Source organism: Clostridium sp. OM05-5BH (genome assembly GCF_003481505.1).
Taxonomy (GTDB): domain Bacteria; phylum Bacillota; class Clostridia; order Lachnospirales; family Lachnospiraceae; genus Otoolea; species Otoolea fessa.
The window spans coordinates 66,383-86,262 of record NZ_QULJ01000005.1; the positions used below are offsets into that span (position 1 = coordinate 66,383).

25 protein-coding genes and 1 pseudogene are annotated in these 19,880 nt (G+C 42.3%); 13 read left to right on the plus strand and 13 right to left on the minus strand.

The genetic code is table 11. The features are described 5' to 3' along the window. Positions 1 to 74 precede the first annotated feature (74 nt). Positions 75 to 1,472: an FtsK/SpoIIIE domain-containing protein gene (locus tag DXB70_RS07985; RefSeq protein WP_118673083.1), complete on the minus strand. Its 1,398-nt coding sequence runs from the start codon at positions 1,470 to 1,472 to the stop codon at positions 75 to 77. A gap of 141 nt (positions 1,473 to 1,613) precedes the next feature. On the opposite strand from DXB70_RS07985, the gene DXB70_RS07990 reads away from it, so the two are divergent. Continuing rightward, on the plus strand, positions 1,614 to 1,880 hold the full coding sequence (locus tag DXB70_RS07990; RefSeq protein WP_117845358.1) for a hypothetical protein: 267 nt from the start codon (positions 1,614 to 1,616) through the stop codon (positions 1,878 to 1,880). A 120-nt stretch (positions 1,881 to 2,000) separates the two neighbouring features. On the opposite strand, the gene DXB70_RS07995 is transcribed toward DXB70_RS07990, so the two are convergent. The 5 genes from DXB70_RS07995 to DXB70_RS08015 form a co-directional block, all read right to left on the minus strand. Beyond that, a complete protein-coding gene (locus tag DXB70_RS07995; RefSeq protein WP_117845359.1) occupies positions 2,001 to 2,378 on the minus strand; it encodes a YdcP family protein in 378 nt (125 codons plus the stop codon). A 21-nt stretch (positions 2,379 to 2,399) separates the two neighbouring features. Beyond that, positions 2,400 to 2,714, minus strand: coding sequence for a YdcP family protein (locus tag DXB70_RS08000; RefSeq protein WP_002578441.1), 315 nt, complete (start codon positions 2,712 to 2,714; stop codon positions 2,400 to 2,402). 765 nt (positions 2,715 to 3,479) lie between these two features. Further along, positions 3,480 to 4,166, minus strand: a complete 687-nt coding sequence (locus DXB70_RS08005) for a hypothetical protein (protein ID WP_118673085.1) — start codon at positions 4,164 to 4,166, stop codon at positions 3,480 to 3,482. A gap of 15 nt (positions 4,167 to 4,181) precedes the next feature. Next, positions 4,182 to 5,069 carry a hypothetical protein gene (locus DXB70_RS08010; protein WP_118673087.1) on the minus strand — a complete coding sequence of 296 codons (888 nt, stop codon included), beginning with the start codon at positions 5,067 to 5,069 and terminating at the stop codon, positions 4,182 to 4,184. 33 nt (positions 5,070 to 5,102) lie between these two features. Beyond that, entirely contained in the window at positions 5,103 to 5,744 is a 642-nt protein-coding gene (locus DXB70_RS08015) for a helix-turn-helix transcriptional regulator (RefSeq protein ID WP_118673089.1), read from the minus strand. Positions 5,745 to 5,963: 219 nt separating this feature from the next. On the opposite strand from DXB70_RS08015, the gene DXB70_RS08020 reads away from it, so the two are divergent. The 7 genes and pseudogenes from DXB70_RS08020 to DXB70_RS14390 all read left to right on the plus strand — a co-directional run bounded on the left by DXB70_RS08020 (position 5,964) and on the right by DXB70_RS14390 (position 9,602). Beyond that, a complete protein-coding gene (locus DXB70_RS08020; RefSeq protein WP_022431210.1) occupies positions 5,964 to 6,161 on the plus strand; it encodes a hypothetical protein in 198 nt (65 codons plus the stop codon). After that, positions 6,162 to 7,256 (plus strand): annotated as a pseudogene (locus DXB70_RS08025) (site-specific integrase). Next, the gene (locus tag DXB70_RS08030; protein WP_118673090.1) at positions 7,240 to 7,611 is read left to right on the plus strand and encodes a hypothetical protein; all 372 of its coding nucleotides are present in this window, start codon (positions 7,240 to 7,242) and stop codon (positions 7,609 to 7,611) included. The pseudogene DXB70_RS08025 and the gene DXB70_RS08030 overlap by 17 nt, the downstream one beginning before the upstream one ends. Before the next feature lie 30 nt (positions 7,612 to 7,641). After that, positions 7,642 to 8,019, plus strand: coding sequence for a TnpV protein (locus DXB70_RS08035; protein WP_118673092.1), 378 nt, complete (start codon positions 7,642 to 7,644; stop codon positions 8,017 to 8,019). A 308-nt stretch (positions 8,020 to 8,327) separates the two neighbouring features. Next, positions 8,328 to 8,459: a plasmid recombination protein gene (locus tag DXB70_RS14380; RefSeq protein WP_243099930.1), complete on the plus strand. Its 132-nt coding sequence runs from the start codon at positions 8,328 to 8,330 to the stop codon at positions 8,457 to 8,459. A 12-nt stretch (positions 8,460 to 8,471) separates the two neighbouring features. Continuing rightward, on the plus strand, positions 8,472 to 9,179 hold the full coding sequence (locus DXB70_RS14385) for a plasmid recombination protein (protein WP_243099931.1): 708 nt from the start codon (positions 8,472 to 8,474) through the stop codon (positions 9,177 to 9,179). 42 nt (positions 9,180 to 9,221) lie between these two features. Then, positions 9,222 to 9,602: a hypothetical protein gene (locus DXB70_RS14390; RefSeq protein WP_243099932.1), complete on the plus strand. Its 381-nt coding sequence runs from the start codon at positions 9,222 to 9,224 to the stop codon at positions 9,600 to 9,602. Between the two features lie 41 nt (positions 9,603 to 9,643). On the opposite strand, the gene DXB70_RS08045 is transcribed toward DXB70_RS14390, so the two are convergent. The 7 genes from DXB70_RS08045 to DXB70_RS08085 all read right to left on the minus strand — a co-directional run bounded on the left by DXB70_RS08045 (position 9,644) and on the right by DXB70_RS08085 (position 15,588). Beyond that, the gene (locus DXB70_RS08045; protein WP_118673094.1) at positions 9,644 to 10,918 is read right to left on the minus strand and encodes a DUF3883 domain-containing protein; all 1,275 of its coding nucleotides are present in this window, start codon (positions 10,916 to 10,918) and stop codon (positions 9,644 to 9,646) included. 2 nt (positions 10,919 to 10,920) lie between these two features. After that, entirely contained in the window at positions 10,921 to 11,172 is a 252-nt protein-coding gene (locus DXB70_RS08050; protein WP_118673096.1) for a helix-turn-helix transcriptional regulator, read from the minus strand. 772 nt (positions 11,173 to 11,944) lie between these two features. After that, on the minus strand, positions 11,945 to 12,358 hold the full coding sequence (locus tag DXB70_RS08060) for a hypothetical protein (RefSeq protein ID WP_118673097.1): 414 nt from the start codon (positions 12,356 to 12,358) through the stop codon (positions 11,945 to 11,947). A gap of 34 nt (positions 12,359 to 12,392) precedes the next feature. Beyond that, positions 12,393 to 13,196, minus strand: a complete 804-nt coding sequence (locus DXB70_RS08065; RefSeq protein ID WP_118673098.1) for a helix-turn-helix transcriptional regulator — start codon at positions 13,194 to 13,196, stop codon at positions 12,393 to 12,395. A 212-nt stretch (positions 13,197 to 13,408) separates the two neighbouring features. Beyond that, complete coding sequence (locus tag DXB70_RS08075) at positions 13,409 to 14,476, minus strand: DUF3592 domain-containing protein (protein ID WP_118673099.1); 1,068 nt, start codon at positions 14,474 to 14,476, stop codon at positions 13,409 to 13,411. A 26-nt stretch (positions 14,477 to 14,502) separates the two neighbouring features. After that, positions 14,503 to 15,303, minus strand: coding sequence for a helix-turn-helix transcriptional regulator (locus DXB70_RS08080; RefSeq protein WP_118673100.1), 801 nt, complete (start codon positions 15,301 to 15,303; stop codon positions 14,503 to 14,505). 36 nt (positions 15,304 to 15,339) lie between these two features. Next, positions 15,340 to 15,588, minus strand: coding sequence for a hypothetical protein (locus tag DXB70_RS08085; protein ID WP_118673149.1), 249 nt, complete (start codon positions 15,586 to 15,588; stop codon positions 15,340 to 15,342). Positions 15,589 to 15,933: 345 nt separating this feature from the next. Here DXB70_RS08085 and DXB70_RS08090 point away from each other — a divergent pair, with 345 nt between their 5' ends. From DXB70_RS08090 to DXB70_RS08115, 5 genes are all read left to right on the plus strand, one after another. After that, entirely contained in the window at positions 15,934 to 16,347 is a 414-nt protein-coding gene (locus DXB70_RS08090; protein ID WP_118673101.1) for a cysteine-rich VLP domain-containing protein, read from the plus strand. Positions 16,348 to 16,458: 111 nt separating this feature from the next. Continuing rightward, entirely contained in the window at positions 16,459 to 16,854 is a 396-nt protein-coding gene (locus tag DXB70_RS08095; protein ID WP_007889413.1) for a replication initiator protein A, read from the plus strand. A 185-nt stretch (positions 16,855 to 17,039) separates the two neighbouring features. Continuing rightward, positions 17,040 to 17,981 carry a MobV family relaxase gene (mobV, locus tag DXB70_RS08105; protein ID WP_118673103.1) on the plus strand — a complete coding sequence of 314 codons (942 nt, stop codon included), beginning with the start codon at positions 17,040 to 17,042 and terminating at the stop codon, positions 17,979 to 17,981. Between the two features lie 70 nt (positions 17,982 to 18,051). After that, positions 18,052 to 18,243, plus strand: a complete 192-nt coding sequence (locus tag DXB70_RS08110) for a hypothetical protein (RefSeq protein WP_002566025.1) — start codon at positions 18,052 to 18,054, stop codon at positions 18,241 to 18,243. Positions 18,244 to 18,337: 94 nt separating this feature from the next. Continuing rightward, positions 18,338 to 19,849, plus strand: a complete 1,512-nt coding sequence (locus tag DXB70_RS08115) for a recombinase family protein (protein ID WP_118673104.1) — start codon at positions 18,338 to 18,340, stop codon at positions 19,847 to 19,849. Positions 19,850 to 19,880 lie beyond the last annotated feature (31 nt).

The following is a 19,880-nucleotide window of genomic DNA, read 5'->3' on the forward strand; positions in this document are numbered from 1 at the left end:
TGTCGATTTGTACCCCTCTGTTAGATACGAGGGGTTTATGCTGGCGTGCCTTGCGGCACACCAGCCACAGCAGGTCAGTCCGCTTCTGCGGCTTTCGCTTCGCACGCCGCCTGCACTCCCTGCCTGCTGTCTGTCAGTTTTTTTATTTCTTTGAGGAAATCGTGTCCTTTTTGTACAAGGGGCGTGTAAAACTCCGAGATAACGCTAGTTCCCACATCCATATAGCCACGCCCCTTTATCTGCTTTAGGAAGAAGTCCTTTGTGGTTTCCCCGAACATCATCCCATAGCCCATTTCCGACATCCGCCCCAGAGCCACACGGAAATTGAACTGGTCACGGATTCCGTCCCCCAGATACTTTGCGTCCGGACGCTGGCAGGCGAGAATCAGGAAGAAGCCAGCCTGCCGCCCAAGCATAACGATTTGTTTTAATTTGTTGAGGACGGCGGCGTTTTCCTTTGTGCCGAGCATTTCCATAAATGCCACATATTCATCAAAGATAAGGAAATGTGCCGAAAGTCCCAAGTAAGCGTAGTTTTCCCCTGTCCGGTAATTCTCCATGAGCTTCATGTCTTCGCTGCGTTTCATCATTTCTTCATAGAAACGGTCAATGCAGGCGAGCATATCTTCCTTTTTGTAGTACACATCCGGCATAACCGCCTGTAAATCCGCAAGGTCAGCGTTCTTTGGGTCTAACACGAACAGGACAGCGTTGGTGCGGAGCAGGGCTTCAATGAGGGTCAGGATGAAGTAGGTCTTTCCGCCGCCGGTTCCTCCGGCAATGAGCATATGGGGGAGCTTATCATACTCCCACCAGACATTTTTCATAAGCCGGAGCCTGCCGTCCTTTGCCTGTACATCCTCAATGGAGATACGGTTGGCAATGGTATCATAGAGCAGGGTGTACTCCACATAGGAATCCTTTAATTCCTTATCCGTCAGCTCACAGTACAAGCCGCTTTCCAGCTTTTTCTCCAAGTTTAAGAGCTGTTCCTGATATTTCCCCAAGGTGATTTCCACACGGATATGGAGCAAGCCCTGTTTCATCCGGTAGTAGATTTTGGGAAAGTAAGTGATGGTTTCTTTGGAACGGCTGGAAGACAAGTCCTTGAAAAAAGCGTCTTCTTTTCTCTGCTCTGATTCATACCACTTGTTTTCCAATACCATCCTTGCCAGCTTTTGACGGTGGATGAGCTGCTTTACTTCATCCCTGCGGTATCGCCAGAACAGAAGAACGGCTGTAAGGCACACCATTCCTGCCACGCCCATGCTGAATAGCAGATAAGGGAGATTTACATCCTGTGTTATCTGGGAGAGGGACACTTCCTGCCAGTTGGTTCCGGCAATTTGCCGGATATGAAACAGCAGGACAACCAGCAGGAAGACAGGGAACAGGGCGGCAAGGGAAGTATGGAACACAAGGTCTTTATCCGTGGGACGGATACGTTTTCCACGGGGGAAAAATGGTTTCATACTGAAATCCTCCTTTTCATAAATTAAATTTTTAATCTTGACAAAAAGAATGAATAAGTGTTATACAATAAATATAACTAGATGATACCGGCATGAAAGTAGATTCATGTTGCTAACCTCAAACAGCTAAGGAGGATTGTTATGAAAAAAATTAAACATTCTACTACTTTTTCTTTTCATCGAGAGAAAACAGATACAAAAACAGAGTTATTGTTATCTCTAACAACGTCATCAACGTCTAAATCAACTTTTGATTCATCGAACATGTCAGCAATACCCAAAATCGGTAAGCAACTAATATCTTTTATTCTTACTAACTATAATAAGATTTTACCGTTCTGTTCCACTATACAAGATAGTTTGCTTATTGATTTAGTTATATTTTTATTGATTGAAAACTTTTTATAATAACTTATGAAAGGTGTAGCCGAACTACTCGCTGTATGAGTAATTCGGCTACTAAAGGTTTTGGATGCTATGCAAAAAATCTTGACCTATGTTATTTATATTCAGTAACCATGTCTATTCCTATTTTCTAACTACTTCATCTTTTTTCGGCTGCTGCGGATTCATGGCAGCCCCTTTTTTCAGGACAATATCCTCCGCCTTGATGTACCAGTCCACCTCTGCTCCCTGAAAGGTAGCCGTTGCTACGGTATCCGCCACAGGATTGATAATTTCTACCTCTGCGTTGTAATCGAACTCCTTTAACGGCACGCTGGCAGGGATGGAAACCTGAATCATACGCCCCTGCCCTCTGGATTTTAAGTCATAGGTACGTTCTTTGATTTCTTCTGATACCGAGCCGTCTTCATTCTGGAGGTGAACCTCACGGCGGAGGGCAGAAAACTTCAATGCCCCGAATGTTGCTTCCTTGTCAATCACGATTCCGTTTGCTAATCTCATAGTCTGATGTCCTCCTTTTCCTTACGCTTTTACCATATCGTCAGCGTGTAAAATGTAGTTGGTAAAGCCCCTTGTGCCGATTTTATAGCCCTCTGCGGTGATACGAGGATTGACGAGCTTCACACGTTCCTCAAAGTCAAAATGTTTCTCTCCTGCTTCAGCAGGGAGGATAACCACAATATCATCTGCCCTCTGTACGTCTGAATAAAGATTGAAGCTGCGAGAGAGTACCGCCATGCGTCCGTTGATTCTTCTCTGTTCTGTTTTGTCTTCTCCGGCAAACTCCAAGTTGCCAAATGTTTTTTCCATGTTGGGGATAACGAATTTTAATTCCATATAGATGTATCTGTCCTTTCTGAATGTTGTGTTTGTTGGTTTTGGGTTCTGGTCTGGAAGCGGAGGGGAACGCTCCAGCGGTGGTGAGTTCTTCGTAGTATCACATCCTTTCTGGGGCTATTGAAGAAATTACAGGGTTGTGATATTATCTAAGTGTTAAAAATTAAGTGGTCATGGTTAGGATTGTTAGCTTGTATTTTCTCATGCAGCTCTGTCATGTACTCCCAACAACTTAAAAGTAGATTTCAGTGGAGATTTATAATATCAGGAGGTACGGTTATGACAATAATAACGACTGTAAAAAGCATTATGGTGGGCAACGGAATTTCTGGGAATTTTTGCTAAAGTGTGCAGGGGCAGTGGGAAAAATTACGGCTGGCATGACATGAAGAATCCGGGAGGGTCAAATCTCCAATTCCCATCGGGGCTGTTTTCAGCCCCATTTAATTTTGAAACAAAAAATAGACGCTCATTCTTGAACGTCTATTTTGGGATGATATTGAGGTTTGCTGGTCTATCTTATAAAATCTGAATGTACTTCGATTGCATTTTTATTGCATTTTTTATTTTTTTTCATATAAATTTTAGTGGTTGATAGTTCCTGAAAATGCCTTAAAATCAATGATTTTCACTTATATAGCATACTGTCTGTCTGGAGTTTGAATAATGTACACGAGCCAAGAAATGCCTAATTTACGGCGTTTCTTGGCTCGTTTTTGGTTGCGTGACAATTAAATGACAATAATTTTGGAAATTAGTATGTGCTCATATCGGATTTGAATATGTAGCATTTTTTTTTGCATAGAAAAGTTTTATTTGTCTCAAATCATAAATAAAATCATCGTATTTATTATAATCTCTATAAAGAATATCTTTAATAATTGGTGTTAATGAGAAAATTAGTGAAAAAGTTAATAACACAAGAACTATAACTTGTAATGCCATGGTAATCATTTCGTCTTGTGAAGCAGCATTTCCAATCTTTTGTGATACAAATGCAACAATAGGAATAATTATTGCACCTAATGTCTTAAATGGTTTCTTTAATGGGGCTATGTAGTCACATTGGATTTGTGCCTGTTTTGCTTCCTCAATTAACATATCAAGTGAGTCAAAATTTTGAATTTCTATTCCGTAGTCTTTTAATACATTAATGGTCATATTCATTCGTTTTTCGGAATAAGGGGCATAGTGTTGCTGAAGCATTACTTTAAGATTCCTTTTCATGGAATCAATTATAAAGAAAATTATAAGTGATATAATACCTAATGCCATCGGGATATATGAAGCCCAAGTTTGCTTAAAAATTAATAAGATACCACTAATAATAGCACTTGCAAAAAGGATGATTACAAAAATCTTTCGGTAAAGGGGAAGTTTTGTAAAAGGAATAGTGCTTTTAATACTTTTTAATCCGATTTTATAGCTGATAAATAAGTCACAAAATCTCATATGAATATCTCCTTTTTATTCGTAGTATATTGCAATAGGATGTACAATATTTAAGGATGATTGTTGACCAAAGAATGAAAGCATGATTTGGTTCAACCCGATGCCAACTTGAGCTAATGGAGAAATATTTGTACTGTCATTAGTATCTGTTGTTATTTTGTTAGTGATATATCCAAGAACTTTGATTTTACCGCCGAATTTAAAAGATGTCATATCAATGCTATCGCGCATATATTTGTCATTTAGTACAACCATATTGTCTGCAATACATAAGGTTCTTCGATATGGAACAAGTGTGCAAAGCATTTCAATTATGTCCTTTGTATCATCATAGCCTTTATCAGATTCTGCACATTTGCTTTTGGCAAGATTAGTATAAATTTTCTTGATTTCATTAGAATTAGCGCCTTCCTGCTCTAATTCAATATCTTGTTGTATTTTAAGCAAGGCTTGTATTTTGTCGCGGTCGTTTTTCTTCATAAAATCCAAAAATTTTTTGTCGTTAAAAATCTTTTTATAATAGTCTAAATCCATAATATAAAATTCGTCATTGATTTCTATGAAGTCACCAATATTGTGATTTGATAAATGTTCGTTTTTGTTTAAATAATTCATGAGTTGATCGAATGCGTTGTCATGTAAAAGCTTAGTCTGTACATCGCTAATAAGTTCAGTGTTAGAGGTCTCTTTTAAATGGCGATATGTAAAATCCATTTTGCCTTCAATGCCTTTTCCAAATACTTTTAAATTTGCATCTGCTCCTAAGTCAGATGTATATTCAGATTGCTTATCAGTTGCTTGACTAGATTGAGTCTCTGTTTCTTGTGTTTGCACTAAGCCATCATATATTTGTGCAATATATGAATTAAGTGTATCAGTATCTAAATATATAAATCTTCTCATAATAATAAATCCTTTCCTATGATTATGGTTGAACTACTCTTTCTTCGGTCTCCTTTTCCTCTTCGCATAAGAGAAATCCGGAAACAAGTCTTTTAACAATTCAGCAGTTTCTTCTACATCGTCATATTCATCCATATTTTGAACAAGTAGCTGGTCGTCATCATCAAGATTCAACGAAACAGTATACTCTTTATTGGGGTCTGTTGGGTTCATTGGGTACTTTACCTCTTTGAGATAATATTCCGTTTCTGATATTTCTTCATCCTCTAGCTTGTCTCGTAAACGTGCCCAATACTCAACCATCTTTCGGAAGTTATTAAGGTCTTCCTGTGGACGGGGACCAGCACTTGGAAGCAGCTCTTCAAATTTGAAGCATATTTCTCCATCTTTCATAGTAGGTCGTAGTCCGTATGCCCATTCAATGTCAAATAGTACATGAAGTGCACTGAATATATTGGCAACATCAGGATCAGATAATGCATAAAAACTGACACCTAGATTGTTTGCAATACTTAATAAAGTCGCTTCATCCGGATATCTGTTTCCGAGTTCATAGTTTCTAATAGTAGATTCATTTAATCCGCATTTCTCTGCTAATTCCTTTTGCGTCATGTCTGATGCAATTCTGAAATTTCGAATCAAATAGCCTACTCGGCTGGTGAATTTCTCGCCCATTTTTACTGCTCCTTATAAGGTTAATGAGGGTTGTAGCATGCACGACGATACGAGGTACAAAACATGCATCTGCATACATTATATCATCAACAGTGCAAAAGTGAAATGTTTTTTGCGAAAAGTATTGACAGTACAAAAGTGAACTGCTAATATAATACACATCACAACAGTTCAGAAATGAACTGAATAATAAAAACGAAAGAGAGGAGGAATTAGCTTATGGAGAACAAGAGATTTTTGACAGCGCAGGATGTCATGGAAATGTTGGGAGTTTCACTATCGTATTCCTATAAACTGATACGAAGGTTGAATGCAGAACTTGAGGCTGATGGATTCGTGACAATAAAAGGACGTGTCAGTACACAGTATTTTATGAAACGAATCTACGGGCTATCTACGGATAAGGAGGTGGGATAGATGGCAGTTATCAAGAATCATAAGACCGGAATGTGGGAGGTGAGAACCTATTATAAGGATTTGAACGGAGCTAGGAAGCAGAAAACCAAGAGGGGATTTGCCAAGAAGAGCGAAGCCCTTGAATGGGAACGCAATTTCAAACTGAAAGAGGATCAGAGTATCAGTATGAGCTTCAAAAGTTTTGTGGATATTTATCTGACAGATTTAGAGCCAAGGATAAAACGCAATACTTTTCTGACAAAGAAGCACATTATTGAGACAAAGATTCTGCCTTATTTCGGGAAACGAAAACTGGATGATATTCGAACCTCGGACGTCATCCAGTGGCAAAATGAGATTATGAAGCTGAAAAAGGATAATGGGGAGTTATTCTCCCCTACCTATCTGAAAACCATTCATAATCAGCTCAGTGCCATATTGAATCATGCAGTAAATATGTATGGTCTGAAAGATAATGTGGCATGAAAAGCCGGAACCATGGGTAAAGAAGAAAATAAGGAAATGGAGTTTTGGACGCAGGATGAATTTCAGGCATTTTTAGAGTGCGTGGCAGATAAGCCTATTTCCTATTATGCATTTGAAATGCTTTATTGGACAGGCCTTCGTGAAGGTGAACTGCTTGCTCTGACACCGGCAGATTTCAATTTTGAAAAGAAAACGCTTCGGGTAAACAAGTCATATCAGAGGCTGGAAGGTAAAGATGTAATTACAGATCCGAAAACACCAAAGAGTAACAGAACCATTGTCATGCCGGATTTCCTTACTATAGAGATGGAGGATTTTATAAAAAGCATATACGGAATCAAGATGGATGACAGAATTTTTACCATTTCAAAAAGCTATCTGCATCACGAAATGGATAGGGGAGCAAAGCTTGCAGGAGTGAAAAGAATCCGAATCCATGGATTACGACATTCGCATATTTCCCTGTTAATCAATTTTGGATTTTCAGCATTGGCAATAGGGGAAAGAGTCGGACATGAGGCGGTAGATATCACTTATCATTATGCACATTTATTTCCAACGGTGCAGACGGATATGGCAGCACAACTGGAAACAGAAAGGGAGGCGTTGGTCAATGTCAGAAAAGAATAGAGATGATAAAAACAGATGGCGTAATGTGACAATCGCATTTCGCATGTCACCGGAGGAGAATGAAGAACTAAATAACCGGGTGAAACTCAGCGGATTTCGCACCAAGCAGGATTATATTATCCAGAGTGTTCTTCATCAGAAGGTGGTTGCAATGGGCAATCCGTTGATGCTGGTGCAATTTCGGAAGAATCTGCAACAGATAGAGCGTGAGATTGAAAGAATTGAAAAGGCATCGGATATGGATGGGGAGTTACTTACTCCCATCCGCTCCATGCTGGAAATATTGGAAGGTTTCAAGGAACAACCGGGAACATTGGCAGATATGAAGAAACTAACAGTACCAAATGAGGAATAACAGATATTTTGTATAAAGGAAGTGACTGCTATGAGCGAAGAAACATTATTTGAAAAATTAGGTGTGAAATACATAGAAAAAGACGGCATTTTTTATCCGTTGATTACATTAGGTGGAGAGGAGAACAGTAAAGATGTTGGTAAATATGGTCGTATGTGGATGGATTACATACAGAAGGAATATCCGCAACGATACAGAAGTCTGGTACGATTTGGCGAATTACATGATAAAGCAGCCGAGGTAAATGAAGTGGCTTATGAATTGCTGGAGGATATTGAAAATGAGTGTTTGCGTAAACATAAACCAAAGCATGTGAATTCTTTTGTGGAAATGTATCAGCTACGAACTCAGGCGAGAATGATAGCAGAGGAAGTAGTTCTGCATGATGTGGTGAATTGTTTTCATTAGGGGATAAGTGGAGTTCTGTATCGGAGCTGTGGCTGGTAAATAATATGTCGCGTATCCGCGACTTATAAGCTCCCGAATGGGAGCTTTATCCGGCGGGGAGAGCCGTATAGCCACTCCGGCGAGGAGCGCAAAACCCGCTTGCGGGTCTGCATTTTTGATGGCGAAGCTGTCAAAAGTGCTTTTGCGTTACTTTTGACAAAAGTAACAAAACCTTCCCAAGGAAATCTGCTGTTTCGTGCCGTATCCGGCACTCATTACGGATAAGAAGGTGGTGCCTATATACATACCAAAAGAGGAGGATTTTGACAATGGAAAGAACAATCAGTTTCATGAATGGAGAAGGTTCCATCGGGCACAACACTAGAAGATTTATAGCTCACAATGTAGATGCCAGCCGTACCAAGAATAACATCACTCTTATCCACGAGGATATTAAGTAGGCTTATCATAAATTGTTTGACAAGGCACTTAAGGAATACAATGCAAAACAGAAACGCAAGGACAGGCAGATTAAAAGTTATTATGGTAAGATTTCCCGAAGCAAGCAGGAAAAATTATTTTATGAGGTTATCGTTCAGATAGGCAATAGGGATGATACCGGAGTAGGTAGTTCTTCTGCAGAGGTTGCAACATGGGTGCTAAAGGATTATGTGAAAAAGTTTCAACTTCGCAATCCACAGCTTTATGTGATTGGTGCTTATATTCATCTGGATGAGGAAACACCACATTTGCATCTGAATTTTATCCCTTGGGTATCCGGTTGCAAGAGAGGATTGGAGACAAAGACAAGTCTTAAGGCGGCACTTGCTACCAGAGGATTTGTAAGTGAAGGAAAAGGCAATACCGAATGGAGGCAGTGGGCGGAGGCAGAGAAAGAGGATATTGCTCTTATTATGAGCCGGTACGGAATTGACTGGAAAAAGAAAGATACACACAATAAGCATTTATCCGTACTGGATTATAAGAAGAAGGAGCGGGCAAAAGAAGTGGCTGCACTTGAGGAGGAGATAGAGGGCGCACAGGTTGTTCTGGAATTAAAAGAGGAACGGATTGAGTCTCTGGAAAAAGAAATTGAAAGTAAGCGAGACAGTTTCAGAAAAGAACAGTCTGAGGCTCAAACGAAGCTTGACGATACCATAGCCGAAAATCAGAAATTATAGTCGGAAACAACGGATTTACGCCTAAAGAATTCGGAATTACGGTTGGAATATTATGAGAATGCAGATAAGCTCACGGATAAACAGAAGGAAATTGAGGAAGCTCAAAAAGAGGCTGACAAGTGGATGATGATATCGGATACTGCAAAATTACAGACTGAACGGGCTGAATTTGAACTGGAAGATGCGGAAAGGCTTAAGAAGGAACTGGTTGGTGCGGTCGATGGAGATGATTATCTGAAGGAGCAGGTGATAGAGCTGAGGTATCAGAATCAGATATTGCGGGAGGAAAATCGTAGCCTCAAGGATAAGCTGGAGAAGGCATATGAGTTTATGAAACAGTTCGTGATTGGCGGGATTAACCTGCTGGAGAAGTTTATGGAGTGGATTGGAGAGAAGGTTAAGGATGTGGGGAGAAAAAGATAAGGTGGAGAGGAGCCCCACCTTATCCATTCTTGAGGTTATTATTACAGAGATTTGGGATATGCTTTATACGAAGTTGCTTCGAGATGGAAGTTTGAACGAACAGAGCCCTTCATCTCATAAAATGATGCGGAATGCATTTGATTATGAATATTAAATATTCGATATATATAATATTGATCAGGATATAATTCCGAAACATCGACTTCGTTTGATGAAATATCAAAGGGTTTTGTGCTGTTACCAGTTGTAGCCTTTACTTCGATATATTTTTCGATTATAGCATCATTAATAATGTCATACGAAAGAATGTCGTAACCAAGACCATCACCTTTGGTTTTTGCTACATGTTCAACTTTTTCTGCTAAATCTTGTCTGCCTAATTGTGTCAATCTGTTCTTTTCGAAAGTTAGAGCTATTTCTTCGCCAATATCTCCAATCAATTTTTTGTTTTTCTCCCTTCTGCTGTGGTTTGAATCTTTTCGTATATAGGTTGAACTTGTTTTTGTTTTACGTGCTATTGAAGGAACCGGAACTTTAACAAAATTCAATGAAGAATAATCTACTTCAATTGAAATTTCATTGTGAGCATATTCAACTGCATCTTCGGTATTTGTTGCAATGTCTGATGGAAGTGTTACATTTTTGATTTCGGAGTCTGCAACACAACCAGCTGAAAAAGGACAAGCAGGATTATTGCTAAATCTCATGTAAATGCCATCAAAAAAGATAATACCTTGTTTGGACTGTTTTTTGAATATTCTTTCTAATCCGAGTCCAGAAGGCCAATCGTTAGGCATAGAATTAGCATTGATAAATGAGGCATAGTATTTTACCTTATTTTCTGTGGATATGGTTTTCAAGATGTAAATGTAAAGATTGTCTATTATTCCAGGGTAGTTTTTTGTATATTCGTAAATAGATCCAGTTGAAGGAACCGGTGATTTATGCTGTGGTTCAGGAAAACCATTATGAGTGCTCCAAGCTGGATGCCGATGGTTCAATCCTTGACGTGAAATTCTATAGTCTTTACGGCCTGTTCTAGGTGCTAGTTCAATTTCTGCTGATTGATTCGAGCCGATAGCAATGGCGTTAAAGTTATATCTTTTGCGAGGATATTTCTTTTCAGAATCCCAGAATTCAAGTGTATCTGTTATGCTATCAGAATCGGAAAACATTTTATCTAGCTCAGTAAAATCATATCCGGCAGCTTGGATGTATGTTTGTCCACCACCACCAGAAGGTTTTTTTATTCCATACATATTTGTAAAGTCTGAATCTTGAATTTTGTGATATAAAATTGCAGATACATATTCCATAATTATTCCTCCTCATTAAGTAGGTTGTCAAAAATTTGTTCATAGGTTATATTTAAAGATTCTTTGAGTGTAATCAATTCCTTAATTGTTATGTGTCTCTTGCCACTTTCGATTTTGACAAGAGTTTCTCGCGTAATATCGCAGCCTCTTAGTTGCATTTCTCTTGCTAACTCTGCAACATGAAAATCGCTATTTAGTCTTAGCGTACGTATGCGTTTTCCTAATAAATTATTTGATTTTAGTTTTTGAATCATTAGGTCCTCCGTTCTTTTGTTCTATATATGACATTTTAACTCGAAACAGAACGTATGGCGAACCGAAATTGGTTCGCCAATGAAAAAAGTTTTATGTTGTAGAAATGAAGAAGACGTGTTAATATAAACACATAAGGTCAGTTTACAAGGAACTACACGCAGACCATGAAACGGGGGCTGCTGACAACAAATAAAGGCTGAGTATCAAGCACCGGGAAAGTGCGAGATATTCAGCCTATTTTGTTGTCTGGGGTTTCCAAAGGGGCTTGCCCCTTGGCACACGACTTTGCTTGCAAAGTGTAGTGTGTTATACGCTCTGTCGGCGTTGCTGCGAAAATGCGGTTGCCGCCGGGGAGGGCAAGGGCATTTGAAGCGGCAGGAAAACAGGGCTGTGATTGCGTGGCGTGGAGCCGCAAGCGCAGGGCTGGTTTCGTCAGCAGACAGGGCGTATATGAAAGCCTCCGTCCCTCGTCCTACGCCGGACTTCGGGACAAAATGTCCCGAACTTGTGGACACACTCACGAAAAGGCAGAGGGATTTTTCTCTTAAAATTGAAATGGGCGGGAAGCCATTTTAGGGCTTTCCCGCCTTGATTACCCTTTAGCAAAGACAGGCAGGACTGTCAACGGCGGCACATTTATGTGCCGTTCATCTTGACCGTTGACTGGCTCGCCTGCCTTTGCTATCTCCCCGACAAACTGGACGCTATGCGATTCCCCATATAGCTAAAATAATTACAAATAGCTGAAGCGAAAGCATATCAATTCTTATTTTACTCTGACAGTACAATCTTATGAGGGGCAGTTATTTGAGGTTCATCAGTAATAGAAATGTTATCATAATAAACAGAAAGTCTGGCACCAAGTTCATAATCCATGACCTGTTTTTCCAATTTATCAGTTAATTCAATAATAACATCCTGACCTTTTTCTATTCCCTCAATATCTTCCTCTAAAGTGACCCATATACACTTATGTGTACTACTTCGGCCCACCATAATTCCTGTCAGACAGTTTTCATTATATAAATCATTGTCGGAAGCGGGAACTGATATAGTGCTTTCACCAGACATAGAATTTGTAGTTTTATCTTCAGACACAGTAGTTTGTTCCTCCTTTACTGAACAACCTGAATATATTACGATTATAAACAAGCTTGTTATGAATAGTGTAAGAATTTTCTTCATAGAACCACCTCCGCAAAATACAATTTATCACTCTCTATTTTCTTTTTCCCCTCTGCGGCACATAGCTTTTCGCCAGTTCGGATTTTTGGACAATCCGGGTCAGCCATTGTTTTTCTTCCTCTGTCAGCTTGGTATAACGCAGCTTCGTTTGCTTGCAGAACACCATCAGCAGTTGTTCCGCCCGGCTGCCCTTGAAGTTCGCCACTTCCTCCAAATCCCGCTTGAGTTCGTCCACAATGGTATTCTCCGGGGCGCTGTCGCTCCTGCCCCTGTGGGCTTCCCGTATGTCCTCCATAATAGCGTCTATGTCGTGATGTACCCGGCTGCTGAAATAGTCGCCCTCCCGCACATGGGCGGCTTGCAGGACACCAGCGGTCTTGTCATGCTCCCCCGGCTGGTATTTCTCCATAATTTCAGTCCTTGCCACATCTACCCATGCGTTCAAGTTCTGTATCTGTGTGGCGGCGATACCCTCCACATAAATCTGTATATCGGCCAGCAGCTTCACAAAATCCGGGTGCGCCGCCAGTTCACAAAGCAGGGCGGTATCAATTCGCCCGCTTTTCAGCAGGTCAATCATCTCGTCACTCAAACGCAGGTCTGTAAGATCGGCGTTTGGGTGATTTTTTGTTTCGGTCAATCCCAGCAGATAGTCAGCGGTCACGCCGTAAAACTTCGCCAGCTTGATAAGGACATAGTGGCTGATGTCCTTGAAGTCGTCCGCTTCATAGCTGCCCAATGCAGACTTGGAAATCTTGGTCTGCTCCGCAAGCTGTTCCAGTGTCAGCCCACGCTCCACACGCAGGTCTTTCAATCGTTCTTGTATGGACAGTTCCATGCTCTCCCTCCTTGTCTGCTTGGTAGTTACATTGCTCTAAGTTATCCATTGATAAGAGGAAATATATACGCTCCTATATAATTTTAAGATAGGCAAATCATCATAGATGTAAAACATCAAAGGATGTTTCAATAATTTATCTGGCAAGTCCTCATCAAAATTTAATATGAAACTCTCGGTTAAGCCATCGGGTGTGGTTTTGTTACTAAGAGCTATAATTTGTACTTTTTATAAATCAACAGTCCAAAAATAAAGAGAAAAAGAAGTAGTTTAGTAGTTATGGAAATAACACCACCTATTGTACCCAAAGAGGAAAACAGCCCTTTACTTAATGAGGTAATAACTAAAAATATGAATAACCCAAATATTACAGCAACAATTCCTTTTACTGTCTCTGAATTCGAGCCAGCGTCTACAATTTGATTCGGATTTTGAGGATTATAATATATTTCAATCTGTTCGCCAATAGAATATCGTTCTTCTGATTCTCCTTTACCATATAACTGTGACTGTATTTTATCCCCATTTTCTGCTGTGAAGGATACTATTTCAAAATAAGTATACTCTGTTCTTTCTTTAATGCTATCTGTTTTTCGTGGGCGCATTTCACCAACTATGTCAACAACTTCTGCGGTGGTTTTTATTCCACTAATACGAAGATGCATCGAGTTGTAGGTTACACCAGCTCCATACAATATGATATAAAAAGAAAATCCTGTAAACAACAGTGAGAGAATCCAAAACAGGACTGTCATTTTTTTACACTCCTTCCTCTTTTTCTGCAAGTTTCGTGGCTTTTTATTCGGTACTGGAGAAACTTCATTGGAATTGAACAATTCCTCTTCAATAGGAGTACTCGCAATATCAATAATCAAGTTGTTAATATGCTGTTGCCAAGTTGAAAGGGTACCATCTTTTTCCCACGCTGTTATCAAAACCCTAGTCTTTCCATTACCTATTGTCCCCCGTTTTAAATCATTAAGGGCAGATAGTATTTTTTGCTTTGATGTTTCGTCTAACATGAAAGATTTTACACTTTTCAATCTTTCTGGCACATTTATAAAATGCCCAAATTTCTTAAAATCAGAAAATAACTCCGCCAATACTAAATAAGTGCTGTCAGAATAATCTGCGTGTTCTGGCTCATCTACGATAAAATCAATTTCTTCACATGTAGAAATAATATGCTTCATTGTCCAATTTTGTTTTTTCACAGCTTCCATTTCCAATACTTCCATAAGCATTTGAACTGATTTATCTGAAGTATTTCTATAATACATCTAAGCACCTCTTTTCCGTACTTATTTTACTTTTTTCCCCGCTGTGGGTTTGGATTTTTCAGCAAGTCTGACTTCTGCGCAATCTTTTTCAGCCACTTCTTTTCTTCTTCGGACAGCTTCTTTAAATTCAATTTGAGCCGCTTACAGATAAACGCCAAAGCCGCTTGCTCTGGGTCGCTGTCTGGGTTGGCAGCTTCGTCAACGGTCTGCAAGAAATCTTCCAGTGGGTTATCCTCCGGGACGCTGAAAAAATCGTCCTTATGTGCTTCCCGCAGGTCAAGAGCTATCTTGTTTATGTCCTGCTGTATCACATAGCGGCAAAAGCTGTCGTCATCAATATGGGCGGCGATAAGCTGTCTTAACTGCGGGTCGGTCAAGCCGGGATTGTGCTGCTTCATAATGGTCGCGCTTACAGCGTCCACAATGGTGTTTGCACTCTGTACCTGTTTTCCTGCGATACCGTTTACATAGATTTCGAGGTCAGCCATCAGCCGGGGGAAATCCGGGTGTACTGCCAGTTCACACAAGAGGGAATTATCCACCAGCCCACTTTTCAAGAGCACAATCATATCATCACTCAAACGCAGGTCTGCAAGATCAGCGTTTGGGTGATTTCTTGTTTGGGACAGCCCCAGCAGGTAATCGGCGGTCACGCCGTAAAACTTCGCCAGCTTGATAATGGCATAGTGGCTAATGTCCTTGAAGTCTTTTGCTTCATAGCTGCCCAGCGCAGACTTGGAGAGATTTACTTGTTCTTCAAGTTGCTCCAGCGTCAGCCCACGCTCCACACGCAGGTCTTTCAATCGTTCTTGTATGGACAGTTCCATGCTCTCCCTCCTTGTCTGCTTGGTAGTTACATTGCTCTAAGTTATCCATTGATAAGAGGAAATATATACGCTCCTATATAATTTTAAGATAGGCAAATCATCATAGATGTAAAACATCAAAGGATGTTTCAATAATTTATCTGGCAAGTCCTCATCAAAATCTAATATAAAACTCTCGGTTAAGCCATCGGGTGTGGTTTTGTTACTAAGAGCTATAATCAATGAAGTTTCGTCAATCACAACTTTTTCGCTTGTATCTGTAAAAGATATTTCCAATTTTTTCATGTTGTCACCGTAGTACAATTTCGATTTACTGTTTTGTTTCTTCCATTTTACCACAATTCCGAGAGCGTGGAAATAGAGAGTTTTCCGGGCTGATTTCCGACCTTATGGATATACGGGGCGGGCGGTCTTTTAGGTGTAGACTTAGGGTAGTTCATCGATGAGCTGCACCTTGAAAACAGAATGACCGTCCGAAAAGGAATACCCCGGCAGGGGAAGCACCGCAACGAGCCACTTCGGGACAAAATGTCCCGAAGTCCGGGGAGCGTGCCAACGCCGAAACACGCCGCAGGAATGGGGCAGGAAGCCTTTTCAGGGAGAACGGCAAAGGAAAAATGGAGGGAACACATGAGAGAGAACCCATATAAACGACTGCCGCCAATAGAGCGCAAGCCGGACGGTTCCCTTTACCGCATGACACCGGCACAGAGGAAACAGGCGAACGCTCTGATCCGTCGGGAGTGCTGCTGTTATGAGGACGGGAACTGTATGCTCCTTGACGATGGGGACACCCACACTTGCCCCCAAACCATTTCTTTCTCGGTCTGCTGTAAGTGGTTCCGCTGGTCGGTCTTGCCGCAAATCGGGACGCTGAAAGCGGAGATTTTCCGGGATAAGGAGCTAAAACGCTGTGCGGTCTGCGGCAGAGTGTTCGTCCCAAAGTCCAACCGGGCGAAATACTGTCCCGACTGTGCCGCCAGAGTTCACAGGCGGCAGAAAACAGAAAGTGAACGGAAAAGGAGGTCTTGTGTGGACAGTTAGGGGCTGAAAAGTCCTTGATTTACAAGGCTTTGCAAGCATACAACAGGGGCAGGCAATAGAAACTACCGTCTGCCTCCGAAAACGGGCTTCTAACCGTCCACAAAACACGATATGACAAACACCATTTATATCCATCAGCCGGAAAAGGCGGTCAGCTTTACCCGGCTTCCGAATTTCCTTTTTGAAGCCCCCACATTCACACCCCTGTCCAACGAAGCAAAGGTACTGTATGCCTTTATCCTGCGCCGGACAGACCTGTCCCGGAAAAACGGCTGGGCAGATGAATATGGGCGGATTTACCTCTACTATCCCATCAACGAAGTAGTGGAGCTGCTCCACTGCGGACGGCAGAAGGCGGTCAACACCCTGCGGGAACTGCAATATGCCGGACTGGTGGAAATCCAGAAGCAGGGCTGTGGAAAACCCAACCGCATTTACCCAAAATCCTACGAAGCGGTTCCAAACACCGACTTCAAGAAATCCGGTTATGGAACGCCGGAGGACTGAAAACCGCACTCCACAAGTACGATAATCAATCCTCTTGAAGTACGAAAACCGGACGGTATATAGAAATACAGAGATTAAAACGATTTTATTTATATCTTATCCATTCCTATCCTATCCGAGATATTTTCTGCGGGATTTTCCTGTGGAAAAGTCCCGGAAAGGAACGGAACGGGGAAAGGAGTTTCATGGCACAACACGCAATTTTGCGATTTGAAAAGCACAAGGGCAATCCGGCAAGACCACTGGAAGCCCATCACGAACGGCAAAAGGAACAGTACGCCAGCAATCCCGACATTGACACCAGCCGGAGCAAGTACAACTTCCACATTGTTAAGCCGGAGGGCAGGTACTACCACTTCATTAAAAGCCGTATTGAACAAGCTGGTTGCCGCACCCGTAAGGATAGTACCCGGTTTGTGGATACGCTGATTACCGCCAGCCCGGAGTTTTTCAAGAAGAAGTCCCCAAAGGAGATACAGGAATTTTTCCAGAGGGCGGCTGATTTCTTAATCGGGCGGGTAGGGAAAGAAAATATCGTGTCGGCGGTGGTACACATGGACGAGAAAACGCCCCACCTGCATTTGGTCTTTGTCCCTCTGACAGAGGACAACCGCCTGTGTGCAAAGGAGATTATCGGGAACAGAGCCAACCTCACAAAATGGCAGGACGATTTTCACGCTTATATGGTGGAGAAATATCCCGACTTGGAGCGTGGGGAAAGTGCCAGCAAGACAGGCAGGAAGCATATCCCCACCCGTCTGTTCAAGCAGGCGGTCAATCTCTCCAAACAGGCAAGAGCCATTGAAGCCACGCTGGACGGTATTACCCCGTTCAATGCCGGAAAGAAAAAAGAGGAAGCCCTCTCCCTGCTGAAAAAATGGTTTCCGCAGATGGAGAATTTCTCCGGTCAGCTCAAAAAATATAAGGTCACAATAAACGACCTTTTAGCAGAAAATGAACAGTTGGAAGCCAGAGCCAAAGCCAGTGAAAAAGGCAAGATGAAAGATACGATGGAACGGGCAAAGCTGGAAAGCGAGCTGAAAGACATTCAGCGGCTGGTAGACCGTATCCCGCCGGAGGTGCTGGCAGAGCTGAAACGGCAGCAGCGGCACACAAGGGAACGGTGATTGATGACAGAAAACATTTCACGCCGCAGCATGGCGGCACTGCACTTTGAAAATTAAATATGGAGGTACTATGGAGCATATCAGATACAAGAAAGAAACCGAAGTCGTGACTTTTCAGGGAAAGGAAATCACGCTGGAAAATCTCTCCCCGGTGTTCACGCCGGAGCAGGAAGCGGCAAAACGCCGGGAGCTGGAACAGCAGCTTTATGAGGTGTTCCGCAAGTATGCCGACAAACGGCAGAGTGAGGAAGCCGGGGCATAAGGTTTTCCGAAGCCATCGTTGATTTGCGGGGCTGCTGGCGGTATAATAAAGCTGTCAGCAGCTCCGTTTCTTTTTTAAGAAAAGGAGCGACAATATGAACAACAGAATAGACGCAATCTATGCAAGGCAATCGGTGGACAAAAAGGACAGCATTTCCATTGAAAGCCAGATTGAATTTTGCAAATACGAGTTGAAAGGCGGTAACTGCAAGGAATACACAGACAAAGGGTACAGCGGCAAGAACACAGACCGTCCGAAGTTTCAAGAACTGGTGCGGGACATCAAGCGGGGCTTGATTGCAAAAGTCGTGGTTTACAAACTCGACCGTATCAGCCGTTCCATTCTTGACTTCGCAAACATGATGGAGCTGTTCCAGCAGTACAATGTAGAGTTTGTGTCCTCTACGGAAAAGTTTGATACCTCCACCCCGATGGGGCGGGCGATGTTGAATATCTGTATCGTGTTCGCTCAGCTTGAAAGGGAAACCATACAGAAGCGGGTAACGGACGCTTACTATTCCCGCAGCCAGCGAGGCTTCAAGATGGGCGGGAAAGCCCCTTACGGCTTCCATACAGAGCCGATTAAGATGGACGGTATCAATACAAAAAAGCTGGTGGTAAATCCAGACGAAGCGGCAAATATCCGGCTGATGTTTGAGATGTACGCCCTGCCCACAACCTCCTACGGGGACATTACCCGGTACTTTGCCGAACAGGGGATTTTATTCAACGGTAAAGAGCTGATACGCCCCACGCTGGCGCAGATGTTACGCAATCCTGTCTATGTGCAGGCAGACCTTGATGTGTACGAGTTTTTCAAAAGTCAAGGGACAGTCATTGTCAATGACGCTGCCGATTTTACGGGTATGAACGGCTGCTATCTGTATCAAGGGCGGGATGTGAAGCCCAGCAAGAAGAACGACTTGAAAGACCAAATGCTGGTGCTGGCTCCCCATGAGGGCATTGTCCCCTCCGACATCTGGCTGACCTGCCGCAAGAAGCTGATGAACAACATGAAAATCCAGTCTGCCCGGAAAGCCACCCATACATGGCTGGCGGGAAAAATCAAGTGCGGGAACTGCGGGTATGCCCTTATGAGTATCTACAATCCCTCCGGCAAACAGTATCTCCGCTGCACAAAACGGCTGGATAATAAAAGCTGTGTAGGGTGCGGGAAAATCATTACTTCGGAACTAGAAGCGGTTGTTTATCAGCAGATGGTAAAGAAACTGGCAAGCTACAAGACGCTGACAGGCAGAAAGAAAGCGGCAAAGGCAAACCCAAAAATTGCAGCACTGCAAGTGGAGCTTGCCCATGTGGACAGCGAGATTGAAAAGCTGGTGGACAGTCTGACGGGTGCAAACAATGTCCTGCTCTCCTATGTGAATGTGAAGATAGCGGAACTGGACGGGCGCAAGCAGGAACTTCTGGCGAGGATAGCGGAACTGACGGTGGAAGCCATTAGCCCGGAACAGGTCAGCCAGATTTCCGGCTACCTCGACACTTGGGAGAATGTATCCTTTGACGACAAGCGGCGGGTGGTGGATTTGATGATTACCACCATAGCTGCCACAAGCGACAGCTTGAATATCACATGGAAAATCTGACGGGTGGTACCCCTCCCGTCAGATACCTACC